This is a genomic window from Streptomyces sp. NPDC046308, assembly GCF_055588065.1.
In genome coordinates this window covers 865728-888318 of the sequence record NZ_JBVJFB010000002.1, presented here as the reverse complement: position 1 = coordinate 888318, position 22591 = coordinate 865728, and the positions used below count along the sequence as shown (strand labels likewise).

Sequence of the window (22591 nt, the reverse complement as noted above, 5' to 3'; positions counted from 1 at the left end):
GTGAGGCGGCGTATCCGTTCCGACCGGGGGCAAGTGGCCCTGGAGTACATCGGTTTCGTGCCGATCCTGCTGTTCGTCGCCCTGTGCGCGATCCAGCTCGGCTGGGTGGCGTACGTCCACGAGCAGGCGGACACCGCCGCCCGTACGGCGGCGCGCGTGGAGGCCCAGCACCCGGGACGGGGGGAGGCCGCCGGATACGCCGCCATCCGCGAGGGACTCCCGGCGACCGTCAGCGTGCCCCCGGGGGGCGACGCGGTCACCGCGACCGTGACCATACGGATCAACTCGATCATCCCCGGGCTGTCCCTCGAACCGGCCAAGGCGACGGCGGTCATGCCCAACGACGACCCGAAGGTGACCGGACCATGAGCCTGCGTTCCCGGGTCAACACCCCCGACGACCGGCACAGCCCCCGCGAGGACGGCCGGCTGGTCTCCTCCTACCGCGCCAAGCTGCTGGAGGAGATCGACCTCGCCGAGATGTCCGCGCTCGCGCCCGCCGAGCGCCGGGCGCGCCTGGAGCGCGTACTCGGCCACATCATCAGCCGCGAAGGCCCCGTACTCTCCACCGTCGAGCGCGCGCAGCTGATCCGCCGGGTCGTCGACGAGGCCCTCGGTCTCGGTGTGCTCGAACCGCTCCTCGAAGACGCCTCGATATCCGAGATCATGGTCAACGGCCCCGACCAGATCTTCGTCGAGCGCGCCGGCCGCGTGGAGCAGCTCCCGCTCCGCTTCGCCTCGCACGAGCAGCTGATGCAGACCATCGAGCGCATCGTCTCCACCGTCAACCGCCGCGTGGACGAGGCCAATCCGATGGTCGACGCGCGCCTGCCCAGCGGCGAACGCGTCAACGTCATCATCCCGCCGCTCTCCCTGACCGGCGCGACCCTCACGATCCGGCGCTTCCCGCGGGCCTTCACCCTGCACGAGATGATCGCGCTCGGCTCCCTCGACGAGCAGATGCTGCTCCTGCTGTCCGGGCTCGTCGCCGCCAAGATGAACCTGATCGTCTCCGGCGCCACCGGCACCGGCAAGACCACCCTGCTCAACGCCCTCTCCGGCCTGATCCCGGAAGGCGAGCGCATCATCACCATCGAGGACTCGGCGGAACTCCAGCTCCAGCAGGCGCACGTGATCCGCCTCGAATCCCGCCCGCCGAACGTGGAGGGCAAGGGCCAGATCACCATCCGCGACCTCGTACGCAACTCCCTTCGCATGCGCCCCGACCGCATCATCGTCGGCGAGGTCCGCGGCGGTGAGACCCTCGACATGCTCCAGGCGATGTCCACCGGCCACGACGGCTCCCTCGCCACCGTCCACGCCAACAGCTCCTCAGACGCGCTCATGCGCCTGCAGACCCTCGCCTCCATGTCGGAGGTGGAGATCCCCTTCGAGGCCCTCCAGGACCAGATCAACAGCGCCGTCAACGTCATCGTCCAGCTGACCCGCTTCGGCGACGGCTCACGCCGCATCACGGAGATCTCCATCCTGGAATCCCACGGCCGCGAACCCTTCCGGATCACCACCGTCTGCCGCTTCGCGGCCCAGCCGATGGCGGCCGACGGGCGCGTGCACGGCTACTTCGAGTACTACCCGCTGCCGCGCCGGATCGCCGAGCGGCTCTACATGAACAACCAGCCCATCCCGCAGGCCTTCGGGGTCGCCCTGCCGGACGACCCCCTCACCACGCCGCACATCACCCGGACCGCCCTGTGAACCCACTGATCCTCCTCACCCTCGGCGCCACCCTGCTCGCGTGCGTGCTCGTCGTCGCGGGCCTCCAGGCGTACGTCGCCGGGCGCGCCCAGCGCGCCGCCCTGATCGAGCGCCTCTCGTCGAGCGGAATGCCGGAGCCCCTCGGGCGGCGGCGCCGCTTCCGGGGCGTCGACCGGCGGCTGCGCAGAACCACGCTGGGCCGCCGCATCGAGCTGAAGCTGGCGACCACCGGCCTGGACCTCACCCCGGGCGAGTTCTTCGTCTACATGCTGGGTTCGGTCGCGGGCGTCTGGCTCATCGCGTCCGCCCTCCTCGCGCCGTTCTTCGGTCCGGTGGCGGGCGTGATCGGCGTCTGGGCGGCCAACGCCTTCCTCAACTGGCAGCGGGCGCGGCGTACGGAACGGTTCATCAACCAGCTCCCCGACCTGGCCCGGATCCTCGCCAACGCCACCCAGGCCGGGCTGGCCCTGCGTACGGCCATCGGCATCGCGGCCGAGGAGCTGGAGGCTCCGGCGGGCGAGGAACTGGCGCGCGTCGCCGACCGTCTCGCCGTGGGCCACTCCATCGATGAGTCCCTGGGCGAACTCACCGAACGACTCCCGTCACGGGAGCTGGTCGTCCTCGTCTCCACCCTCGTCCTGTCCGCCCGCGCGGGCGGCGCGATCGTGGACAGCCTGCGCAACCTGACGGTGACGCTGGAACAGCGCAAGGAGACCCGCCGTGAGATCCGTACCCAGCTGTCCCAGGTGACGGTGACGGCGTACCTCGTCCCGTCCATCGGACTCGGCTCGCTGCTGCTCGTCGACATGATGATGCCGGGCGCGCTGGACCGGATGACGGGCGCGTTCCTCGGCCAGACGGCCGTACTCGTCGCCCTCGGCCTCTTCGCCCTGGGCTTTATCCTCATCCGCCGCCTGTCGAAGATCGACGTGTGAGGGGGCGGACGGGACGATGACCGGACTTCTGCTCGCACTGGCCGTGGCCCTGTCGGTCCTCGGCGCGTTCCACGGCATCCGCCTCTACCGCGCGGACGTGAAACTGCCCACGGACCTCGCGCTCGCCCTGGAGGTGGGCGCGACCCGCACGACGGCGGTCGGCTCCCTCGTCGACCGCATGGGCATCCGCTGGGCTCCGCTGGTACTGAGGGCGATGGGCCCGGCCCGGGTCGCCCGCAAGCGCCGCCAGATCGACATGGCGGGCAACCCCGCCGGCCTCACGATCGACCGGTACGCGGCCCGGCGGGCGGTGTACGGGGCCCTGGGCGCCCTCGGCGCCTTCTCCATGCTGATCAACGGCCAGCTGGTCGCCGCCCTGCTCATGGTGGCCTTCGGGCTCTTCTGGATCGAGGCCGGCCTGTGGTCGGCGATCAGGGTCCGCCGCGACCACATCGAGCGGACCCTGCCCGACTTCCTCGACGTGCTCGCCGTGGTGGTGAGCGCCGGGCTGGGCTTCCGGCAGGCACTGGACCGGGTCGCGGACAAGTACGAGGGGCCGTGGGCGGACGAGATCCGGATCACGCTCCAGCAGATGGACATGGGTGTCAGCCGCCGCCAGGCCTTCGACGAACTGCGCCGCCGCAACGACAGCGAACAGGTGGCGCAGTTCGTGACGGCCCTCCAGCAGGGCGAGGAGCTCGGCTCCCCGATCGTCGACACCCTGATCGCGATCGCCGAGGACATGCGCCGTACGGACGCCCAGAACGCCCGCCGCCGGGCGGCCCGGGCCGTCCCCAAGGCGACGTTCGCCGTGACCATGTTCATGCTGCCCGGCACGCTGATCCTGCTGGTCTGCGGCTTCGTCTACGGCGCGAACGTCGACTTCGGCGCGCTGTTCGGGGGTGGCTGAGCCATGGCCCGGCTGAGCGTGCTCATCGCCGACGGCAACCCGGTCATCAGGGCGGGCCTGGCGGCGATCCTGAGCGCGGCCGGGGACCTCGAGGTGACGGCCCAGGCGCAGGACGGCCGCGAGGCCCTGAGCCTGACCCGCCGACACGCCCCGGACGTGATCCTGCTGGACGTCCGGATGCCGGGCGTGGACGGCATCTCGGCGCTGCCGCACCTGGTGCAGCTGGCGCCCGTACTGATGCTGACGTACAGCAGGGAGGCCGACATCATCTGCGAGGCGTTGTCGTTGGGCGCCGGCGGCTACCTCGTGCACGGCGAGTTCACGACGGACGAGCTGCTGAGGGCGGTGCGCGACGCCCCACTGGGCCGCCCCCACTTCACCCCGACGGCGGCGAGCGCCCTGCTCGCGGAACTCCGGGCCTCTTCGCATCCGCAACGAGCTGTGGCACAGTCTTCTGAGCGGATGCACAACTCTGTTGTCTTCGGGCTGAGTTCCCGGGAGGTGGAGATCATGGACCTGATCGCGTCCGGGATGAGCAACCAGCAGATCGCCGCCGCCTGCTTCATCAGCGAGAAGACGGTGAAGAACCACATCAACCGCATCTTCGCGAAGCTCCAGAGCGCCACGCGCAGCGAGGCGATAGCCCGCTGGCTGGGAACCGCCCGTCCAGGAGTGACCGGTCATGGGTAGACAGAGTGCGCAGTGGGTCCGTAATTGGGTCCCGGGACCCTTGGTCACGACTGGTGACGCGCCGTACCGTCCGCAGATCGACACCGGTACCGGCCCGGGAGGGAACCCCCATGTCACAGAACACGCTGCTGAAGGCCGCCGTGGAGGCACGGATCAGGGTGAACGGCTGGGCGGACACGGCCGTAACAAGCCTCCGCAAGCGCCACGCCCACTCGGACCGCGGCCAGACGGCCTTCGAATACCTGGGCATCATCCTGGTGGTCATCGTGATCGTGGGAGCGATCGTCGGTTCCGGAGTCGGATCGGAGATCACGAAGCGGATCAAGCAGGCGGTGACGGATATCAAAGCCGGCTAGTGGACGCCAGGGGGGAGCCTGGGCGTGACCGGGGGCAGGCGTTTCCCATCTATGTGGTGGTCGTGGCGGGCCTGCTCTTCGCCGCGCTCGCCTTCTTCGTCATCGGTCAGGCGTCGGTCAGACGAAGCGATGCCCAAGGAGCCGCGGACGCCGCCGCTTTGGCTGCTGGGCGCGAGGCCAGGGACAAGCTGCTGCTCGGTCTCGACCTCGCCGTGCTGAAGCCTGCGGACTGGAAGAAGATCGTGGATGGGGATTTCTTCAAGGCCGGTGAGGCATGTGCGGCGGCGGAAGCCTTCGCGGCGAAGAACGACGCGAAGGCAACGGGGTGCGATGCCTCCCTCCTCCCGAAATTCACCGTCACGGTGGAGACGAACGGGACAGTGGGAGAGTCGGTGATTCCTGAGACCGGCAGCATGCACGGGACGGCGACGGCCACGGCCTTGATCGAGTCGAAGTGCCGTCTTGGCACGGTCTCCACTCCGAGTCCCACCCCCACAGTGCCGCCTGAGGGCGGCTCACCGACCGCTACGCCAACGCCTTCGCCCACGCCGATTCCGTCAAAGGTGACCTTCAGTTGCAGCGGGGAGCTGATCGAGATTGATCCGCTGCATCCGGGCTCGCTCAAGGCATTGACCAAGAAGCTGTTCAGCGTGCGACTCGTCGGCTGACAGGGAACGAGAGACAAGGAAGCGTTCGTAAATGAGCATTCGGCGCATGGTGAAGGTCCGTGGGGGAATGGCCGTTGCAGGTGTGGCGGTCATGGCCCTCACGTTGGCCGGGTGTGGCGGCGATGGCGACAACGGAAAGCCGAAGGACCCGCAGAAGTCCTCCACGCCGCAGTCTCAGGGGGCGGGTTCTCAGAACCCGGCGCCGAGTGCAAGCCAGGGCGCGGAGCCGACCGAGGTCATCGGCACGCTGAATGGACAGGCCGGCATGACCCTTCTGATCAACTCGGCGCGCCGAGAATCCGGTGGCTTCCTCACTGTCACCGGGCAGATCAAGAACACAGGCAGCCAGTCGTACAAGGACACCGTGGCCTGGCGTGGGATCGAGCTCAAGGGGACCGGAGAGTCGGTGGCCGGTGCCACGCTGGTCGACAAGGCCGGGAAGAAGCGCTACTACGTGCTTCGAGACACGGAGTCCAGGTGCCTGTGCACGACAGGAGTCTCCAGCGTCGATGCCGGCCAGGTGATCCCCTTCTTCGCTCAGTTCCCGGCACCCCCGGCTTCTACCACCGAGGTGGAATTCAGCCTCCCGACCTTCGCCGCGGCCGTTGTCAAAATCTCTGGGTGACCCCATGACCACACGCCATCAAGTAGCCGCAACTGTCATAGTCTCCGCACTCGTCGTGGCCGGAGCGCACCTCATCGGGGCGACCGCCGCCTACGCCGATGACGTGAAGCCATCCGTACCCCCCGGCACCGAGCCGTCCGCCTCCGCCCCCGTGGCCATCGACTCCAACGCCCCCGGGCTGAAGATCCCGCAGGGCGGGACGCTCGCGCCGGTCAAGGTGCTGGACATCGCCGAGGTCGTCGAAGACCTCGGCGGGGAGCAGCGGCGGCAGGAGACGAACCAGACCGTCATGATGGCGCTGCAGTCGGAGGTGCTGTTCCCGGAGAACAGCGCCGTCTTCAACGCCCAGGCCGCCGCCCGCATCCAGGCCATCGCCGCCGAGATCAACACGCAGAAGGCGACCCGCGTAAGGGTGTTCGGCTTCACCGACGACCAGGGCAGCTACGAGCACGGCAAGGAGCTGTCCAAGCAGCGCGCCGACGCCGTGCAGGCCGAGCTCTCCAAGACCGTCACCAATCCCGCGGTCGTCTTCGACGTCCGCGGGTACAGTGAGGACTACCCGATCGCCGACAACAGCACCGAGGAAGGCCGCAAGAAGAACCGCCGCGTCGAGATCACCTTCCCCCGCGGCGCCGAAGGCGGCTAAGAACGTGAACGGCGCGGTGGTGCGCGCGGTCCGGCCCCTCCCCTGTCGGGGCCGGTCCCGTGCGGCGTCCGCTCAGTCGAACTGGCCTGGCTGGTAGTCGCCCGCCGGCTGCTGGACGATCACGTTCATCCGGTTGTACGTGTTGATCAGCGCGATGAGCGAGACCAGCGCGGCCAGCTGGTCCTCGTCGTAGTACTTGGCCGCGTCGGCCCACGCCTCGTCGGTGACGCCACCGGCCGCGTCGGCGATGCGGGTGCCCTGCTCGGTCAGTTCCAGGGCCGCCCGCTCGGCGTCGGTGAACACCTTCGCCTCGCGCCAGGCCGCGACCAGGTTGAGCCGGATCGGGTCCTCCCCGGCGTGCGTGGCGTCCTTGAAGTGCATGTCGGTGCAGAACCCGCAGCCGTTGATCTGGCTGGCCCGGAGCTTCACCAGCTCCTGCGTGGCGTGCGGCAGGGTCGAGTCCGAGATGACCTTGCCCGCGGAGTTGATGTACCGGGCAAATTTGTTCGCGACCGCGTTGCCGAAGAAGTTGAGACGCGCTTCCATCGTTCTCTCCTTGCCGTGTCGACCGTTACACAGCCTTGACGGAAATCGCGGCCCGGATGTGACAGCTTCGCGGACCGAGTGGATGTGACCTGAGTCACATGGCCGGGAGGAGGAGTTCCGCGATCTCCTTGGCCCGGTGCGCCGGCTCCGGGCCCGGGTTCAGTGCGGCGACCGCCGTCGCCCCCTCCGTCAGGATCAGGAGCCGGTCGGCGAGGGCCGGGTCGGCGAGGGCCGGATCGGCGGTCAGGTCGACCAGCAGGGCGCGCAGTTCCGCCTTGTGGACCCGCACGATCTCCGGCGCCGCCGCGCCCAGCTCCCCGTACGTGTTGAGGAACGCGCAGCCCCGGAAGTCGGGCTCGGTGAACCAGTCCGCCAGCCAGTCGAACACCGCCAGCACGCGCGCCCGCGGCTCGGCGGGGGCGAGCGCCGCCGTGCGCAGGGAGTCCAGCCAGCGCTGGTCGCGGCGTTCCAGGTAGGCGGTGACGAGGGATTCCTTCGCCGGGAAGAGTCGGTAAAGGCGCTTGAGGGGGACCCCGGAGGCGGTGCGGACGCGGTCCATGCCGACGGCCTGGATGCCGTGCCGGTAGAACAGCTCCTCCGCCGCGTCGAGCAGCCGGGTCCGTGCCTCTTCGTCGTCCATGAGGGCAGGGTAGCCGGTTTCCCCTTGCGGCGAGAACGCTCGTTCTCTTACGCTGGAGAACGATCGTTCTCGCCTTTCCCTCCCACCGCCAGAGGATCCGCCATGACGCGTCCGCCCCTGCCCCCCTTCACCGAAGAGTCCGCCCGAACCAAGGTCCAGGCCGCCGAGGACGCCTGGAACAGCCGCGACCCCGAGCGGGTCGCCCTCGCGTACACGGAGGACTCGGTCTGGCGAAACCGCGACAGGTTCCTGGCCGGCCGCACCGAGATCCGCGCGTTCCTCGCCGACAAGTGGGAACGCGAGCTCGACTACCGCCTGCGCAAGGAGCTGTGGGCCTTCACCGGCAACCGCATCTCGGTCCGCTTCGAGTACGAGTGGCACGACGCCGCCGGCCAGTGGTGGCGCAGCCATGGCAACGAGCAGTGGGAGTTCGCCCCCGACGGCCTGATGAGCCGCCGCGAGGCCAGCATCAACGACGTACGGATCGCGGAATCGGAGCGGCGGCTGCGGACAGCCTGAGCCCCCCGCAGCAGCCGCCCGGCTACGGCCCGTCGAGCGGCGCGGCGGCGGCGTCGACCTCGTCCCTCGTGAAGCCCGTCCGGAACCTCAGCTCGTCGGCGCCCAGCGCGTCGACCGTCACGTCGATCAGGACCCGCCAGCGCCGTGCGACGTCCGCGGGGATCTCCACCCCGTCGGCGGGAAGCGTTTTCCTGATGTCGCGCGCCAACCCCAGGAGCTCCGCGGGCTGTTGCGGTGCCATGCCGGCCGCCGCCCATCGTTCCCCGGGAACGCCGTGGATTTCCTTCGTCACCTGGAAGAGGATTCCGAACTGCTCCGCGGACACGGTCACCGAGGACACGTGATCACTCCAGCTCATCGTAGTAGGTCTTGCCTTCCCGCGGCGTGAAGACGGTTCCGCCGTCGCCGTCCTCGATGATCACGGCATTCTTATCGGTGTCCCAATATGCCACCCGGCCCCGCTTCAGGAATTTGGGCTGCAGCACGGTCGGCACGTCCCCGTTGATCACACCGTCCACGTAGAACTCCAGCGCCTTCGGGCTCACGTCCTTCACGTAGTGCTCGAATCCGGCGGGATCCTGGGCGCGTGCTCGGGAGTGGTCCGCGATGTTCTGGGATATGTCGTCGACCTGGGGGCAGGGGGAAAGCCCCATCGGGTCGGCCCAGGTCAGCGGGTTGTGCACATAGGCGGTGGGATTGGGGGCGGGGCCCAGGCCGAGCGGGTCGACGCTGAGGTAGCGGCACGCCTCGGGGTCGTAGTGGCGGTGGACGTTGTAGTGCAGGCCGGTCTCCGGATCGAAGTACTGGCCGGGAAAACGCAAGGGCGTGTACGCCGTGCTCGCCGCCGCCCACGTCGTCGTCCCCCACAGTGTGCTGCGGGCCCGCCACACGAGGGCGCCCGACTCGTCGATCAGCTCGCTCGGAGCGCCGACGAGGTCCGTGACCATCAGGAAGAAGCGCTCGTCGATGACCTCCTGGGGGGCGTCGGCCCGCACGATGCGCTCCGTCTGGGCCAGCGGCCGCATGCCGCGGTGGTCCCAGGTCAGCGCCACCGTGTGGGGCAGTTGCTCCGACTCCGTCGTCTGCTCGCACAGGACGGCCGAGTCCCAGGTGAAGGTCACCTGCTCCACCACGGTCCCGCCGCCGTCGGCGAGGCGCTGCTTGGCGATGCGGCGGCCCAGCGCGTCGTAGAGGTAGCGCCACACCGCACCGTCCGGTGTGGTCACCCGGACCAGCCGGTCCTCGGCGTCCCACGCGTAACGCCACGTCTCGGGCTTGCGCGACAGCCGGGTCCTCTGCCGTACGACGACCCGGCCCTGCGCATCGTGCTCGTAGCGCACGGCTCCGGCCCGGGTGAGGCGCGTGCCGGTGTACGAGCGGGCGCCCGCGGCCTCCTGGCCCGGGTGGACCGCGGGCCAGGAGGCGTCGGTCTGGTTCCCGGTCTCGTCGTAGGCGTAACGCTCGGTCCAGCTCGCCGCGTGCACCGCGGTGACGCGGCCCGCCGGGTCGAGTTCGAAACTGCGGCGGCCCGACAGGTGGTCGTCCACGGCGAGGAGGTTGCCGTCGGCGCGGTAGGTGTAGGAGCGGCGCTGCAGCAGACCGTCCTGTCCGCTGACCCGCTGGTCGGTGAGCCGTCCCAGGGCGTCGTACTCGCTCTGGAGGGTGGCGACCCCGCCGAGGTCGCGGGCCAGCTCGCGGCCCGCCGCGTCGTGCTCGAAGGCGAAGGTGCGGCCGGAGGCGGTGAGTGCGGTCCGCCGGCCGGCCGCGTCGTACGCCCAGGTGCTGAGCGCGCCGCTCGGGGTCGTCCGGCTGATGCGTCGGCCCAGCAGGTCTTGGGTGAAGGTGAGCCGACGGCCGTTGACCGTCTCGGACACGAGGCGTCCGAAGCGGTCGCGCATCCATGTCGTCGTGGCGTCGGGGCACGAGGCGCCGGCCAGTTCGTCGAAGACGTCGTACTCGAAGGTGGTGACCGCCCCCTCCGCGTCCTTGCGGACGATCTGGCCGAGCGCGTTGTACTCGTACCGGACGGTCTGGCCGAGCCCGTTCGTACGGGAGACGAGACGGCCGGCGGCGTCGTAGGAATAGGTGATCACACGGCCGTCGAAGTCAGTCTCGGAGGTGAGCCGGCCCGCCGGGTCGTAGGTGTAGTCCCACGTGAGCCCGCGGGGGTCGGTGACCCGGACGAGCCTGAGGTTGGAGTCGTGGGCGAACTCGTAGCGCACGCCGTCGGGGCCGGTGCGTGCGGTCAGGAGGTCGAAGTCGGTGTACTCGTAGGCCGACACGCCTCCCGTCGCGTCGGTGTGGGTGACGCAGTTGCCCTCGCCGTCGTAGGTCCACGACCGCATGGTCCCGTCGGCGTCCGTGCGGTGCGTGAGCTTGCCCTCGGCACTCCAGAGCAGGCGGACGACGGCTCCCAGCGGGTCGGTGATCGCGACCGGCCGGCCGAAGCCGTCGCGCTCGTACCGCGTGGTCGCACCCAGCGGATCGGTGACGGCCACGGGGAGCCCTGCCCGGTCGCGGCGCAGCGCCGTGGTTCCGCCGAGGGCGTCGGTGACGGTAACGAGTTCGCCGCCCTCGTCGTAACCGAAGACGGTCGTCGCTCCCGACGGGTTCGTGACCGAGGTGCGGTTGCCGCGCGCATCGTAGGTCTGGTGCGTCGCGTTGCCGTCCGGGCCGACGATGCGCACCGGAAGGCCGAGTGCGTTGTACTCGGCGCGGGACCGGCGTCCGTCCGGCCGTTCCACCGTGGTCAGCCGGCCGTGCTCGTCGTAGGTGTAGCGGCTGACGTGGCCCAGCGGGTCCGTGCGCGACAGCAGGCGGTGGTGCCGGTCGTACGCGAAGCGGGTGAGGGCGCCGAGGGCGTCGATGTCGGCCACGACCTGGTCCCGGTCGTTGACGAGGTGCTGTTCGGTGTTGCCCAGGCCGTCCGTGAGCGTGGTGACGCGCAGGCCGGTCGCCGGGTCGGTGCCGTCCCAGGTGAAGCGGGTCTCCAGATGCCCGGCCGTGCCCGACTGGTAGGTGCAGCGGTCCCGCTCGTCGTACGTGTAGTCGAAGCGGCTGCCGTTGGAGTCGGTCCACGAGGTGATGCGGCCGTGCCCGTCGCAGTCGAAGCGCAGCGAGCGGGCGCCGCCGCGCACCTCGGTGAGGTGTCCGTCCTCGTACCCGTAGTTCCGGACCGTCAGGTCCGTTCCGCCGGGGCCCGCGCCCGCCAGCCGCAGGGCCGTGACCCGTCCCCCCTCGGTCGTGAGCCGGAGCCGGTAGCCGCCGTGGTGGGTGATCGAGGCCGGTGCGCCGCAGTCGTCGTACTCGAAGGTGATCCAGCGGCCATTGCGGTCGTCGACCTGGGTCAGGAGGGCGAGCCCGGCCGTGTGGTCGGTGAAGTGCAGGACCTTGCCCGTGCCGGGGTCGGTGATCGTGTAGCCGCCGTCAACCCGGTCGAGGGGCCACTGCCGTCCGTGGGTGGGCATGACCGGGAGCCCGGGTGCCGGGTGGGGGTAGGCGAGGATGCTGCCCTCGTCACAGCTGAAGAGGACACCCTCGGAGTCGATGTCCAGGCGCTGGTCGATCGTGGACGACCACGTCGGGCCGAACCAGCGGCCGGACCGGCGGGAGGAGTCGAACGTCCGCTGGAACACCAGGGGCAAGGAGCCCGGCAGGGTGAGGTCGGTCTGGGGCAGCAGCATGCGGCCGGTCGCGATGTCGACGGGGTCCTTCTTGCACACCGTTTCGCCGCACCGCCGGCCGTTGCTGTCGGGACCGCGCTCATGGTCACCGCGGGCCGGCGGCTTCTCGCCGTCCGGCAGGTGGCGGGGCGTGCGCAGGCCGGCGCGCAGGCCGCCGCGCACGAGGCCGGCACCCTTGGTCCCGATCGCCTCGGGGATGAGGCGGCCGATGAACTCCGCCGGGTCTCCCTTGGCGGCCTCCCAGGCGTTCTTCAGCGTGCGATCGGGGTTGGCGGCGGAGGAGGCCAGCCCGGCGAGGATGGTGTTGACGCCCTTGTAGTAATCGGCGGGGTGGGTGAGGTTGTAGGGGTCCGCGGGGTTGACCGCGCGCACGAAGTTGATCAGCCCGGCGCCGCCCTTGATGATGCCGCCCGCCAGGTGCAGGTTCTCCACCCCCGACGCCATGCCGTGGTCGACGATCTCGCTCATGAGCTTGTCGCGACCGGTGGGCTCCTTCGGCGCGAAGGCCATCGCCGCCGAGACGGCGCCCTTCGCGGCCTCGCCCGCCTCGTTGCGCGCACGCCGGGCGTCGCTCAGGATCTCCCGGGCGCGGGCCCGCTTGGCAGCGCCCGGATCCTCGAACGGGCCGGGTGCGGGCAGCGGGGCGTCGCTCGTACGGGCGGCGTTGTAGGCGTCGACCTTCTTGTTGTGGGCGTCCACGGCCTTGCGGGAGTCGCTGTCGCCCTCTTTGTACAGGGCGATGGCCTCCCTGGCCTTTCCCTGCGCCGTGCTGATCGCCTTGGAGTACGCCTCCAGGGCCTTGGCGGCGTCACCGAACGCGTCCGCCGCACGCAGCCAGTCCGTCGGCAACGTCTGGAACTTCTCGCGGAAGGTGTCGGCCGCCTGGCCCTTCCAGTTGGCCGCGTCGAGCTTCTTCATGCCGCTGCCGACCAGGTCGAACGCCTTCTGGAAGTCCTGGAGATGAGCCACCGAGGTGGCGACCTTCTCCGGCTTGCCGTGGATCAGCTCCTCGGCCTCCTCGGTCTGCCCGAGCTGTTGCTCCCCCACCTTCGCACCCAGGGAGGACGCGCTGTCGTCGCCCCAGTCCTCGACGGCGTCGGCCCAGTCCTCCGCGCCCACCTTCTCCAGGGCCCCGCCGACTTTGTCGGTGGTCCAGTCGATACCTTCCCCGAGCAGCACCTTGCCCTTGTCGATGCCGCTGTCGACCTTGTCTATGAACTTGTCCGTCAGGCCGCCCCAGTCCACCATCAGCGGTTCTCTCCCCAGCGCGGTTCCTCGGCCTGCTCGATCGTCTCGCGGGAAGGATCGAGGTCGTCCTTGAGCTGTTCGTCCATCCGGTCGCGGACGGCCGGGTCGACGAGTCCGGACCGCTCCATGGCGTCGAGCTGCGCGTCCATGACGTCGTAACCCGTGTCCTTCCAGGTCTGCTTGACCTCTTCGTGCGCCTCGGAGAACGAGTCGCCCCTCCAGTCGGCGCCGTCCCACATGTGCTGGTCGCGGACCCTGCTCCAGTTCATCTCCTTGACGTCGTCCTCCGACAGGTGCGGATTGCCGTTCAGGGAGTTCACGCCGATCTTGAAGGAGTCCTTGATGTACTGGTCCTGCTCGGCGAACGATCCCGCGGACAGGCCCACGCCCTGCGCGAACACGTTCCCTCGCAGGGTCAGTGCCCGGACCCCCCACTCCCACCGCTCGCAGAACGTCCTGAACTCCGCCGTGAGGCCGTCGTGTCCGAGCTCCATGCCCGACAGGGCCAGGTCGGAGAAGCCGCGCCCGGCGGACGCCTCACCGATGGAGCCGAGTTCCTTCAGTTCGGCATGCGCCTTGTTGATGCCGCGCGCGATCTCGACCATCGCCCATGCCGGCGCTTCGAGATCCGGACCGTTCCCGCTCACTGCGCCTCCCCGAGGTCGACTGCCGCCGCGGCGGGCACGATGCCTTTGACCGGCGGGAACAACACGCCGTCGTCACTGCCCGCGTCCAGCGCCACGCCCGCGGGGCCCGGCACCATCGGAACCAGCGCGTCCAGCAGCCGGGCTCCGAGGACGGTGCGGTAGGTCCACTCCCGGGCGGCGTCCCCCTGGGCCTGGGCGAACCGGGCGAGCGCCTGCTCGTCGGAGAAGGCGCAGATCCAGCGCACGCCGTTGAAGTCGGACGTCCACAGGCTTCCGTACGCGTCGAACGGAACGAGCACCGCGGTGCGGCGGAACTCGCCTAGCAGCGCGGCGAATTGCCGTCGTGCGGTGGTCAACGCGTCGTCCGCGCCGGCGGCTTCGGCCGGCTCCGGCGCGGGCTCGACCGGCTCCGGCGGTGCGACGGGCGGATCCGCCACCGGCCAGGCGGTCAACTCCGAAAGTCTTGAGACGCGTTCAGTCCTTGTCGTGTCATCCCCGTTGTCACTCACCGACGCATGCTGACACGACGTACCTTCCGACGGCCAGGCGAAGCCCGGCCCCGCGGGAACTGTTCCGGAGCTGATACACGGGCCGGCTCGGGGGGAGTGCCGGGCTCCGCCCCGTCCCGCGGTCGGCGCCAGCCGGCTCAGGACTCCTGGTGGTGGGCCTGGGTGATGAGGTCCGTGGCGACCTCCAGGGCCGCCAGGCGGGTTTCCTCCGGGTCGCCCTCCACGTGCTGGAGGAACATCATCCCGGCGTGCAGCGTGAACAGCGCGCTGACGCAGCGGACCTGGTCCGTCAGCGGTCCGTCCTGCGTGCGCAGCAGCTCCACCAGGCGGAACAGCCGCGCCTTCACCGTCTCGCCGATGCTCAGCTCGCGCATGGTCGCCTGGTTCTCCTGCATGAACCGGTACAGCGCCGCGCCCGCCGCCATCGCCTCGCTGTAGCGCCGCAGCACCTCGCGCTTGGTCTCCAGGGTGCGCGGCTGCTCCTCGGCCCATGTGATCAGCTCGTCGATGGGCCGGGTCAGGTCCTCGAAGATGCTGATGATGATGTCTTCCTTGGTCTTGAAGTGGTAGTACAGCGCCGCCTTCGTGACCTCCAGCCGCTCCGCGATCTCGCGCAGCGACGTCTTCTCGTACCCCTGCTCGACGAAGAGCTCCAGTGCGACGTCCTGGATGCGCTGACGCGTGTCGCCACGGCGGCGCTGCGGACTGCTGCTGGACATGGCTCTCCCCAATTACTTACTTGACGCCCGGCTAGTTACGGGTCTACCGTCCCCAGTGTAGTGAACTAGCCGGGCGGCAAGTAAGTGCCGGTGCGGGACGATGTGCGAGTAGTAGGGCCAGGGGAGTGGACATGGTGGACTCAGTCAAGCCTGCGGGGACTTCGGAGGAGGTGAAGCCGCGCAGCGTACGGGTCGTCCTCATGGCGCTCATGATCGCGATGCTGCTCGCCATGCTCGACAACATGATCATCGGTACCGCGATGCCCACGATCGTCGGCGAGCTCGGCGGCCTGGAGCACCTCTCCTGGGTGGTCACCGCGTACACGCTGGCCACCGCGGCCTCGACTCCCATCTGGGGCAAGATCGGCGACATGTACGGGCGGAAGGGTTCCTTCCTCACCTCGATCGTCATCTTCCTGATCGGCTCCGCGCTCAGCGGCATGGCCCAGGACATGGGTCAGCTGATCGGCTTCCGCGCGATCCAGGGCCTCGGCGCCGGCGGTCTGATGGTCGGCGTCATGGCGATCATCGGCGACCTGATCCCGCCCCGTGAGCGCGGCAAGTACCAGGGCATGATGGCCGGCGTGATGGCCCTCGCCATGATCGGCGGCCCGCTCGTCGGCGGCACCATCACCGACCACATGGGCTGGCGCTGGTCCTTCTACATCAACCTGCCGCTCGGCGCCGTGGCGCTCGCCATGGTGACGGCGGTGCTGCACCTGCCGAAGAAGACGGAGCCGGGCGTCCGCCCGAAGATCGACTACCTCGGCGCGGCCCTGCTGACCATCGCCATCACCTCCACCGTCCTCGTCACCACCTGGGGCGGTACGGAGTACGCCTGGGGCTCCGCCCAGATCATCGGCCTGATCGTCGTCGGCGTGCTGTCGACCGCCGCCTTCCTCTACGCCGAGACCAAGGCCGAAGAGCCGGTCATGCCGCTGCACATCTTCCGCAGCCGCAACTTCACCCTCATGTCGGTGATCGGCTTCCTGGTCGGCTTCGCGATGTTCGGCGGCGTGCTGTACCTGCCGCTGTTCCAGCAGTCGGTGCAGGGCGCTTCCGCCACCAACTCCGGCCTGCTGCTCCTGCCGATGCTGCTCTCGATGATGGTCGTCTCGCTCATCGCGGGCCGCGTCACCACCAGCAGCGGCAAGTACAAGATCTTCCCGATCATGGGCGGCGCGCTGATGGTCGTCGGGATGTTCCTGCTCGCGACGATGGACACCGACACCACCCGCCTGGTGTCCGGGCTCTACATGGCCGTCCTCGGCGCCGGGCTCGGCTTCCTGATGCAGATCACCATGCTGGTCGCGCAGAACAGCGTCGACATGAAGGACATGGGCGTCGCGTCGTCCTCGGCGACCCTCTTCCGTACGCTCGGCGGCTCCTTCGGCGTCGCGCTGATGGGTTCCCTCTTCACCAGCCGGGTCACGGACACCATGGCCGAGCGGCTGGGGCCGGAGGCGGCCGGGGCCGCGGGGTCCGCGCAGCTGGACGCGGCGAGCCTGGCCAAGCTGCCGGAGGTCGTGCGGGACGCCTACCAGCACGCGGTGGCCGCCGGTACGCACTCGGCGTTCCTGCTCGGCGCGGGCATCGCCGTACTGGGCTTCGCGGCGGCCTGGTTCGTCAAGGAGGTCCCGCTGCGGGGCGCGGGGCCCGCGGCGCCGGCGCCGGCCGCGGCCGCGGCGCAGGACGAGGCCGTCGCGTCGGCGACGCAGGAGTCCGTCGCGCGCTGACGGTTCCAGAACGGAACAGCACAGGCGGTGCCACCGGAAGGGTCGGGGGCACCGCCTGTTGGCTGCGCCGCGGGTTGGCTGCGCCGCGGGTTGGCTGCGCCGCTTGAGCCGGGTACGGGGGCGGTTGCGCGGGTTGGTTGCGCCGCTCGGGGCGGTGTGGGGGGCCTGTCGCGGCGCGGCCGAGCGGGTGTGGGGGTCGGTTGGGGTGGGGGCGGGCGCCGGTTGGCTGCGCCGCTTGGGCCGGGTACGGGGGCGGTTGCGCGGGTTGGCTGCGCCGCTCGGGGTGGTGTGGGGGGCTGGTTGTGGCGCGGCCGGGCGGGTGTGGGGGTCGGTTGTGGTGGGGGCGGGCGCGCGCCGGGGCGTCTCCTCGGGCGCCGAACGTGTCGAGGGGTCGGAGAGCGGAGCCTTGTTGTGTTCGGCACCCTGCGGGGATCACCCCGACACACACCCACCCCCACCCCAACCGCCCCGGCCCGCCGCACAATTCAGCCTCCGCCGCGCAAGTTCAGCCCCTCCGGCGTTTGAGGAGCGGGGTCCGGGGCGGAGCCCCGATCCTTGAGCCGCACCTCGGCTGGGCCGCACCAATTCAGCCCCGCCGCGCAAACTCAGCCTCGCCGGCGTTTGAGGCGCGGGGGTCTGGGGCGGAGCCCCGGGGTTTGAGCCGCGCTGTACAGCGGTGCTGCACCACAGCCCTTGCCGTACCTTCCGGCAGGGCCGCGCAAACTCAGCCTCGCCGGCGTTTGAGGCGCGGGGTCTGGGGCGGAGCCGCGGGGTTTGGGCCGCACCGGGCGGCTGCGCCGGACCATCCGGCCGGCGCGAGCAGTTTCGCCTCGCCGGCGGGGTTAAAGTCCCATCAGTCACTTTGGTGTCATTACGGGGAATTTAAGGCCCAATTGACTGGAACTCCTCGCCGGACCCACACGTCCTGATCCACAGAACGCTCGCACAGCGGATGGGGAGTGGACACTTCATGAGGCTCATGGCGGGAGAGAGCAAGCGCAGCATTCGGGCAGGGGCCGTCGTCGTGGCCTCGGCCGCCGCCGTCGCGGCGACTGTGTGGGGGGTGGCGACCCTGGTCGAGCCGGGCAAGGCCACCACGCAGCAGAACGTGGCCCGGCCGACGGACCCCGCCGGCGGCGCCGGGTCGCAGCCGCAGGGGATACCCGAGGACATCGCCCACGGGTCGGAGGCCGGGGAGAGCGCCGTCAACATCACCATCGACGACGGCCCCGACCCCCGCTGGACCCCCAAGGTGCTGGACGTCCTCCAACGCCACGACGTCAAGGCGACCTTCTGCATGGTCGGCCCGCAGGCCAAGGCGCACCCCGACCTCGTCAAGAAGGTGGTCGCGGCCGGACACCGGCTCTGCGACCACACCATGGACCACGACACCGCCATGGACAAGAAGCCCGTCGCCTACCAGGAGCGGCAGATCCTCGACGCGAAGAAACTGATCGAGGAAGCCGCGGGCGGCGGCGCGAAGGTGGAGTACTACCGGGCCCCCGGCGGCGCGTTCACCCCCGACAGCCGGCGCATCGCCGCCGCGCACGGGATGCGGCCGCTCGGCTGGAACGTCGACACGAAGGACTTCGGCAAGCCCGGCACGGCTGCCATCGTCGACGCCGTGAAGCGCGAGATCGGCAACGGCCCGACCGTCCTCTTCCACGACGGCGGCGGCAACCGCGCGCAGACCGTCGACGCCTTCGACCAGGTGCTGGACTGGCTCAAGGAGCAGGGCCGCCCCACCGGGTTCCCGGTCCGCACCGCCCCCTGACACGCCGTCCGCCCGGCGAACGGGTGACGGTCGACCGTGCGGAGCCACCCGCGTTGTTCCCTGGGAGGAACACCCGTACGCACCAGGAGGCTCCTGTGGCCATCGCCCCCGGCAAACTGTCCGACCCCTCGGTCGGCGCCCTCGTCGCCGCCGTCAACGCGCACGACAAGGACGCCTTCCTCGCGGTCCTCACCGCCGACGCGACCCTGTCCGACGACGGTTCCGACCGCGACCTGCACGAGTGGATCGACCGCGAGATCTTCGACTCCGGCGGCCACATGGACGTCCAGTCCGAGTCCGACGGCGGCCGCACCCTGCTCGTCAACTACCGCAACGACACCTGGGGCGAGATGCGCACCGCCTGGCGCTTCGTCATCGCCCCCGGTGGCGGCCGGATCAGCCGCATCGAGACGGGTCAGGCCTGAGAAGGCGGCCGCTCCCGTACGGGTGAAAGCGCACCCGGCGTCGTTCCGGCCCGCCGGAGGGTCCCGTTGGGCCGGGCATGAAGCGCACCCGCATCGCCGCCCTCGCCCTCGCCACCGCCGCGGCGGCCCTCGCTCCCGTCCTCGGCCAGCCGGCCACCGCCGCGCAGGCGCCGTACGTCCAGGACCCGGCGGGCGGCGAGAAGGACATGAGGTCGATGTGGACCAAGGACGAGATGCACAAGGTGGAGGGGCAGTTCCGCCTGTACCCGGGGGTCCAGTACAAGACGGTCACCCGCCCCGGCCACCCCGACGCGCCGGACTACGAGCGCCGGGTCGGCGACCCGAAGACGCTGGCGTGGCTGCCCTCGTACGAGTTCGCCTGGTCGGTGTCGGACTCGACGGTGGTGAAGAGGGCGGTGACGGTCAAGGAGGGCACGCACCCGATCGTCGTGCGCGCCGTGCTGCGGACGGCCAAGGGGGCCGAGGTGGCGCAGGTGCGCAAGGAGCTGACGGACAAACCGGCGACCGGGCGGGAGAAGGTCGCGGGTGGCAAGCGGATCGCCTGTGACACCGGTGAGTACACGGTGGAGTGGTCGGTGACGCGCTCGGGCTACGGGACGCTCACGGGCACGCTGCGCTGGAACTCCAGCTGCGAGCAGTACCGGACGGCGTTCGCGGCCAACGGCGGGCAGCAGCGCTGACGGGTGGGGTCCGGCCGCCCCGCGCACCTTGTGGGTGCTCGGCGGGCGACTGGGCCGCGGCCTTGGATCAAGTGCCGTAGTGGCCATGGTGCCGCATGGGGTGCTCTGCGGCAGCGGGCGAAAGCCCCGTGTCGAGGGTCTTTCAGTTCTTCTTCGCGGCCTGGTTCGCCTGGGCGGCGATGTCCTCGAGGACGGCCTTCGGGTCGCCGTTCGGTTCCACGGCGCGGCCGATGTTGCGCTTGATGGTGTCGCTGACCGTCAGCCAGGTCGGGTCGTTCACCGGGTAGAGCTGGGCGCCGCGCAGGGCGTCCAGGAACTGCTGGTCGTTCTTGTCCAGGCCGCCGCCGGCCGGGGTGCGCGAGGCGGTGACGGTGGAGGGCAGCAGGTGGTAGCGGTCGGCGAACTCGGTCAGGTTCTTGTCCTGGTAGACGAAGTCCAGGAACTTGGCGATCTCCGCGCGCTTCCCGTTCTGCTTGAAGGCCATCATCCAGTCGGCCACGCCGACGGCCGGCGGGTTCTCCCCGGCGCCGAGGTCGTCCGAGACGGGCATGGCGGTGGTGGTGACGGTGATGCCCTTGGCGCGCGCCTCGTGGGCGAGTGACGGGTAGCCGTTGAGCATGCCGACCTCGCCGCGCAGGAAGGCGGCGAACGCGTCGGCGCGGTTGAGCTTCGAGGGCGGGACCGGGCCGGTGAGACCGGGCGCGACCAGCTGGTCCTTGACCCAGCCCCACGTCTTGATGTTCTGGTCGGAGGCCAGGGCGTAGTTGCCGGCGCTGTCGGCGTAGCCGCCGCCGTTGCTCAGCTCCCAGATCATCGCCTCGGCGTGCGCCTCTTCCGGGCCGAGGGGCAGGGCGTACGGGTACGCCACGCCCTTGTCCTTGAGCGCCTTCGCGGCGGCCTTCAGGTCGGACCAGGTCTTCGGGGCCTCCTTGACGCCGGCCTTGGTGAAGAGCGCCTGGTTGTAGAAGAGGAGGCGGCTGCTCGCCACGAAGGGCAGGCCGTAGAGGGTGTTGCCGACGGAGCCGGCGTCGGCGAGCGGCTGGAGGAAATTCGCCTCGGCGGTGACCGAGAGGAGTTCGTTCGCGGGATAGAGCTGGCCCTGGGCCGCGAAGTCCGAGTAAGAGCCCATGAGCGCGACATCCGGCGCCTTGCCGGCCTTGACCATACGGGAGACCTCGCGGTCGATGTCGGCCCACGGAAGGAGTTTGACGTCGACCTTGATTCCGGGGTGGGCCTCGGTGAACTCGGCCGTCATCTTGTCCCAGTAGGGCTTGGAACTGGTGGCCGGGCTGTCGCCGTATTCGGCGGCGACCAGATGCAGCGTGCCGCCGTCACCTGCACTGTCACCGGAGCCACCACATCCGGCCAGAGGCATCAACAGGCCGAGCACGACCGTGGTGGCAGTCGTGCCGAAGATTCTTCGTCGCACGGGTGTATTCCCCTGATTTTCTTTTGGATCCCGTTGTTACTTATGAGTTGCTCCGGGCTGAGGTGTATCTGGATGTGCCCGTTGGCCGGAATTCTCTCCCGACGCAGGGGTGGTTGATTGCATTGGGGGCGCAGTTGTGGTCAATGCTCCAAGTGCGGCTTTTCCGGCTGGTGTTTTCCGATATGTGATCGACTAATCGGACGCGCGTAGACCTGCCGAAAAGCCCGTCTCCGGTCACGGAAACGGGCTGCGGGCGGGTGAGGGCCCCGGCGGGCCCCGCGGCTCAGTCGGCGAACTCGCCGGCGTACGGGTCGGGCTCGCCCGTCTCCGGATTGCGGCCCTCCTGCCAGCGCCGCTGGGCCTTGCGCCAGTGCACGAAGCTGAGGTGGCCGCCGTCCCAGAAGGTGATGCTGACGGGGCTCACGTCGAACTCGTCGGAGCAGAGCCGGTAGAGGAACTCGGCCATGCCGTACGGATACACCGCGAAGGAGTCGGCGGTGTGCCGCCCGCAGACCAGGACCGGCCACCGGTCCGGATCGGGGTCGGAGGTGAGCCAGCACAGGATGTCCGAGCCGCCGGTGACGCCCCAGGCGATGATCGCCTCCGGGTCCACGTCGAAGGCGGCACGGCCGCCCTCCGTCTCCCAGGCCTGCCGGGCGTTCTCGGTCTCCTCGGCCATCTCCGCCGGGTCCCACTGGAGCCCCGGCTTGGGCAGCGGCAGCAGGATGCTCGCCTCGCCGTTGATGGAACCCGCGCCGTAGCGGCCCATGAACGCGATGAAATCGGCCGGGAACCGGGTCCCCCAAGCGGCCTCGGCCGCCTGCCAGTCGATGTCCTCGTCGGCGCCGTGCGTCGCCGGCATGATCTGCTCCAGCGCCTTGATCCGCGCGTTCTCCGTCATGCCGCTCCCCTGATGCCCCACCTCAACCGCCCCAACCTACTGCCGCGCAGGGGTACCGCCTAGTCGCGCGTGAGACGCCCCGGTACGTCCACCTTGACGGTGGTCCCGGGGCGCAGCCCCCAGCCGGCCATGGCTCCGGCCGCGGCCTCCAGGACGTGCCGGGAGCGCAGGCGCGGCAGCCCGAGGCGGCCCGGGGGCATGGTGACCACGGCGAGCACGCGGAGGCTCCGGTCGAGGTACGCCACGTCGATCGCGAACCGCATGCGGAAGGTGTGCACGCTCGCGGCGGGGGTCAGCAACAGCGCGCCGTCGATCCCGTCCCGGCCGAGCAGGCCGCGGGTGCGGGCGCCGTACGAGGCGGCGACCTCCAGGGGGAGGCGGGCCGCGCCGATGTGCAGGGTGCCGGTGCCGTCCTGCCAGTTCGCCATGCGGGCCAGCCTAGGGGGGGGGGGGGGGGGGGGGGGGGGGGGGGGGGGTTGCCCCCGGGCCCCCACGCCTCACCCACCGGCGGGGCTGAAAGCCCGGGGTCCCCCCCCCTCCCCATAGCCCCAAAAACCAGGGGGGTGTAA

At 70.1% G+C, this 22591-nt stretch carries 24 protein-coding genes; 14 read left to right on the top strand and 10 right to left on the bottom strand.

All coding sequences use genetic code 11. The features are described 5' to 3' along the window. The 9 genes from ACZ6JT_RS11410 to ACZ6JT_RS11370 all read left to right on the top strand — a co-directional run bounded on the left by ACZ6JT_RS11410 (window position 1) and on the right by ACZ6JT_RS11370 (window position 6545). Window positions 1-369, top strand: coding sequence for a TadE/TadG family type IV pilus assembly protein (locus tag ACZ6JT_RS11410; protein ID WP_469209201.1), 369 nt, complete (start codon window positions 1-3; stop codon window positions 367-369). After that, window positions 366-1715 (top strand): CpaF family protein, encoded by a 1350-nt coding sequence (locus ACZ6JT_RS11405; RefSeq protein WP_030714076.1) that lies wholly within the window; start codon window positions 366-368, stop codon window positions 1713-1715. Before ACZ6JT_RS11410 ends, ACZ6JT_RS11405 begins: the two co-directional genes overlap by 4 nt. Continuing rightward, window positions 1712-2650, top strand: coding sequence for a type II secretion system F family protein (locus ACZ6JT_RS11400; RefSeq protein ID WP_469209200.1), 939 nt, complete (start codon window positions 1712-1714; stop codon window positions 2648-2650). The genes ACZ6JT_RS11405 and ACZ6JT_RS11400 overlap by 4 nt, the downstream gene beginning before the upstream one ends. Before the next feature lie 16 nt (window positions 2651-2666). Then, window positions 2667-3560, top strand: a complete 894-nt coding sequence (locus ACZ6JT_RS11395; protein WP_469209199.1) for a DUF5936 domain-containing protein — start codon at window positions 2667-2669, stop codon at window positions 3558-3560. Window positions 3561-3563: 3 nt separating this feature from the next. Then, a complete protein-coding gene (locus ACZ6JT_RS11390; RefSeq protein WP_469209198.1) occupies window positions 3564-4250 on the top strand; it encodes a response regulator in 687 nt (228 codons plus the stop codon). Between the two features lie 110 nt (window positions 4251-4360). Further along, window positions 4361-4606 carry a hypothetical protein gene (locus ACZ6JT_RS11385; protein ID WP_469209197.1) on the top strand — a complete coding sequence of 82 codons (246 nt, stop codon included), beginning with the start codon at window positions 4361-4363 and terminating at the stop codon, window positions 4604-4606. Next, the gene (locus tag ACZ6JT_RS11380; RefSeq protein ID WP_469209196.1) at window positions 4606-5274 is read left to right on the top strand and encodes a pilus assembly protein TadG-related protein; all 669 of its coding nucleotides are present in this window, start codon (window positions 4606-4608) and stop codon (window positions 5272-5274) included. Before ACZ6JT_RS11385 ends, ACZ6JT_RS11380 begins: the two co-directional genes overlap by 1 nt. Window positions 5275-5305: 31 nt before the next feature. Beyond that, a complete protein-coding gene (locus ACZ6JT_RS11375; protein ID WP_469209195.1) occupies window positions 5306-5899 on the top strand; it encodes a hypothetical protein in 594 nt (197 codons plus the stop codon). 4 nt (window positions 5900-5903) lie between these two features. Beyond that, window positions 5904-6545, top strand: coding sequence for an OmpA family protein (locus tag ACZ6JT_RS11370; RefSeq protein WP_469209194.1), 642 nt, complete (start codon window positions 5904-5906; stop codon window positions 6543-6545). A 72-nt stretch (window positions 6546-6617) separates the two neighbouring features. Here ACZ6JT_RS11370 and ACZ6JT_RS11365 read toward each other — a convergent pair whose 3' ends face one another. Both ACZ6JT_RS11365 and ACZ6JT_RS11360 read right to left on the bottom strand, forming a co-directional pair. Next, window positions 6618-7091 carry a carboxymuconolactone decarboxylase family protein gene (locus ACZ6JT_RS11365; protein ID WP_469209193.1) on the bottom strand — a complete coding sequence of 158 codons (474 nt, stop codon included), beginning with the start codon at window positions 7089-7091 and terminating at the stop codon, window positions 6618-6620. Between the two features lie 94 nt (window positions 7092-7185). Further along, complete coding sequence (locus ACZ6JT_RS11360) at window positions 7186-7731, bottom strand: TetR/AcrR family transcriptional regulator (RefSeq protein WP_469209192.1); 546 nt, start codon at window positions 7729-7731, stop codon at window positions 7186-7188. A gap of 102 nt (window positions 7732-7833) precedes the next feature. Here ACZ6JT_RS11360 and ACZ6JT_RS11355 point away from each other — a divergent pair, with 102 nt between their 5' ends. After that, entirely contained in the window at window positions 7834-8250 is a 417-nt protein-coding gene (locus ACZ6JT_RS11355; RefSeq protein WP_469209191.1) for a nuclear transport factor 2 family protein, read from the top strand. Window positions 8251-8272: 22 nt separating this feature from the next. Here the strand turns inward: ACZ6JT_RS11355 and ACZ6JT_RS11350 are convergent, their stop codons facing one another. The 5 genes from ACZ6JT_RS11350 to ACZ6JT_RS11330 form a co-directional block, all read right to left on the bottom strand. Next, window positions 8273-8608 carry a hypothetical protein gene (locus tag ACZ6JT_RS11350; RefSeq protein WP_469209190.1) on the bottom strand — a complete coding sequence of 112 codons (336 nt, stop codon included), beginning with the start codon at window positions 8606-8608 and terminating at the stop codon, window positions 8273-8275. Then, a complete protein-coding gene (locus ACZ6JT_RS11345; RefSeq protein WP_469209189.1) occupies window positions 8595-13181 on the bottom strand; it encodes a putative T7SS-secreted protein in 4587 nt (1528 codons plus the stop codon). The genes ACZ6JT_RS11350 and ACZ6JT_RS11345 overlap by 14 nt, the downstream gene beginning before the upstream one ends. Further along, window positions 13181-13828: a hypothetical protein gene (locus ACZ6JT_RS11340; protein ID WP_469209188.1), complete on the bottom strand. Its 648-nt coding sequence runs from the start codon at window positions 13826-13828 to the stop codon at window positions 13181-13183. The genes ACZ6JT_RS11345 and ACZ6JT_RS11340 overlap by 1 nt, the downstream gene beginning before the upstream one ends. Continuing rightward, window positions 13825-14337 carry an SseB family protein gene (locus tag ACZ6JT_RS11335; protein WP_469209187.1) on the bottom strand — a complete coding sequence of 171 codons (513 nt, stop codon included), beginning with the start codon at window positions 14335-14337 and terminating at the stop codon, window positions 13825-13827. The genes ACZ6JT_RS11340 and ACZ6JT_RS11335 overlap by 4 nt, the downstream gene beginning before the upstream one ends. A gap of 137 nt (window positions 14338-14474) precedes the next feature. Next, window positions 14475-15056, bottom strand: a complete 582-nt coding sequence (locus tag ACZ6JT_RS11330; protein WP_469209186.1) for a TetR/AcrR family transcriptional regulator — start codon at window positions 15054-15056, stop codon at window positions 14475-14477. A 131-nt stretch (window positions 15057-15187) separates the two neighbouring features. On the opposite strand from ACZ6JT_RS11330, the gene ACZ6JT_RS11325 reads away from it, so the two are divergent. The 4 genes from ACZ6JT_RS11325 (at window position 15188) to ACZ6JT_RS11310 (ending at window position 19692) form a co-directional block, all read left to right on the top strand. Continuing rightward, window positions 15188-16792 (top strand): MDR family MFS transporter, encoded by a 1605-nt coding sequence (locus ACZ6JT_RS11325; RefSeq protein ID WP_469209185.1) that lies wholly within the window; start codon window positions 15188-15190, stop codon window positions 16790-16792. 979 nt (window positions 16793-17771) lie between these two features. Continuing rightward, window positions 17772-18566 carry a polysaccharide deacetylase family protein gene (locus ACZ6JT_RS11320; RefSeq protein WP_469209184.1) on the top strand — a complete coding sequence of 265 codons (795 nt, stop codon included), beginning with the start codon at window positions 17772-17774 and terminating at the stop codon, window positions 18564-18566. Between the two features lie 95 nt (window positions 18567-18661). Beyond that, a complete protein-coding gene (locus ACZ6JT_RS11315) occupies window positions 18662-18991 on the top strand; it encodes a nuclear transport factor 2 family protein (RefSeq protein WP_376617551.1) in 330 nt (109 codons plus the stop codon). A 77-nt stretch (window positions 18992-19068) separates the two neighbouring features. Beyond that, window positions 19069-19692, top strand: a complete 624-nt coding sequence (locus ACZ6JT_RS11310; protein WP_469209183.1) for a hypothetical protein — start codon at window positions 19069-19071, stop codon at window positions 19690-19692. 142 nt (window positions 19693-19834) lie between these two features. On the opposite strand, the gene ACZ6JT_RS11305 is transcribed toward ACZ6JT_RS11310, so the two are convergent. From ACZ6JT_RS11305 to ACZ6JT_RS11295, 3 genes are all read right to left on the bottom strand, one after another. Then, window positions 19835-21121 (bottom strand): extracellular solute-binding protein, encoded by a 1287-nt coding sequence (locus tag ACZ6JT_RS11305; RefSeq protein ID WP_469209182.1) that lies wholly within the window; start codon window positions 21119-21121, stop codon window positions 19835-19837. Between the two features lie 283 nt (window positions 21122-21404). Continuing rightward, window positions 21405-22022: an SMI1/KNR4 family protein gene (locus ACZ6JT_RS11300; RefSeq protein WP_469209181.1), complete on the bottom strand. Its 618-nt coding sequence runs from the start codon at window positions 22020-22022 to the stop codon at window positions 21405-21407. Between the two features lie 59 nt (window positions 22023-22081). Next, entirely contained in the window at window positions 22082-22450 is a 369-nt protein-coding gene (locus ACZ6JT_RS11295) for a DUF192 domain-containing protein (protein WP_469209180.1), read from the bottom strand. Window positions 22451-22591 lie beyond the last annotated feature (141 nt).

What these genes read in the sequence shown, in the direction of transcription:
- ACZ6JT_RS11310 (WP_469209183.1), top strand. Translation starts at nt 19,069, where the DNA reads ATGAAGCGCACCCGCATCGCCGCCCTCGCCCTCGCCACCGCCGCGGCG.
- ACZ6JT_RS11375 (WP_469209195.1), top strand. Translation starts at nt 5,306, where the DNA reads ATGAGCATTCGGCGCATGGTGAAGGTCCGTGGGGGAATGGCCGTTGCA.
- ACZ6JT_RS11345 (WP_469209189.1), bottom strand. Translation starts at nt 13,181, where the DNA reads ATGGTGGACTGGGGCGGCCTGACGGACAAGTTCATAGACAAGGTCGAC.
- ACZ6JT_RS11355 (WP_469209191.1), top strand. Translation starts at nt 7,834, where the DNA reads ATGACGCGTCCGCCCCTGCCCCCCTTCACCGAAGAGTCCGCCCGAACC.
- ACZ6JT_RS11405 (WP_030714076.1), top strand. Translation starts at nt 366, where the DNA reads ATGAGCCTGCGTTCCCGGGTCAACACCCCCGACGACCGGCACAGCCCC.
- ACZ6JT_RS11325 (WP_469209185.1), top strand. Translation starts at nt 15,188, where the DNA reads ATGGTGGACTCAGTCAAGCCTGCGGGGACTTCGGAGGAGGTGAAGCCG.
- ACZ6JT_RS11360 (WP_469209192.1), bottom strand. Translation starts at nt 7,731, where the DNA reads ATGGACGACGAAGAGGCACGGACCCGGCTGCTCGACGCGGCGGAGGAG.
- ACZ6JT_RS11365 (WP_469209193.1), bottom strand. Translation starts at nt 7,091, where the DNA reads ATGGAAGCGCGTCTCAACTTCTTCGGCAACGCGGTCGCGAACAAATTT.
- ACZ6JT_RS11320 (WP_469209184.1), top strand. Translation starts at nt 17,772, where the DNA reads ATGGCGGGAGAGAGCAAGCGCAGCATTCGGGCAGGGGCCGTCGTCGTG.
- ACZ6JT_RS11300 (WP_469209181.1), bottom strand. Translation starts at nt 22,022, where the DNA reads ATGACGGAGAACGCGCGGATCAAGGCGCTGGAGCAGATCATGCCGGCG.
- ACZ6JT_RS11385 (WP_469209197.1), top strand. Translation starts at nt 4,361, where the DNA reads ATGTCACAGAACACGCTGCTGAAGGCCGCCGTGGAGGCACGGATCAGG.
- ACZ6JT_RS11370 (WP_469209194.1), top strand. Translation starts at nt 5,904, where the DNA reads ATGACCACACGCCATCAAGTAGCCGCAACTGTCATAGTCTCCGCACTC.
- ACZ6JT_RS11390 (WP_469209198.1), top strand. Translation starts at nt 3,564, where the DNA reads ATGGCCCGGCTGAGCGTGCTCATCGCCGACGGCAACCCGGTCATCAGG.
- ACZ6JT_RS11295 (WP_469209180.1), bottom strand. Translation starts at nt 22,450, where the DNA reads ATGGCGAACTGGCAGGACGGCACCGGCACCCTGCACATCGGCGCGGCC.
- ACZ6JT_RS11350 (WP_469209190.1), bottom strand. Translation starts at nt 8,608, where the DNA reads ATGAGCTGGAGTGATCACGTGTCCTCGGTGACCGTGTCCGCGGAGCAG.
- ACZ6JT_RS11395 (WP_469209199.1), top strand. Translation starts at nt 2,667, where the DNA reads ATGACCGGACTTCTGCTCGCACTGGCCGTGGCCCTGTCGGTCCTCGGC.
- ACZ6JT_RS11330 (WP_469209186.1), bottom strand. Translation starts at nt 15,056, where the DNA reads ATGTCCAGCAGCAGTCCGCAGCGCCGCCGTGGCGACACGCGTCAGCGC.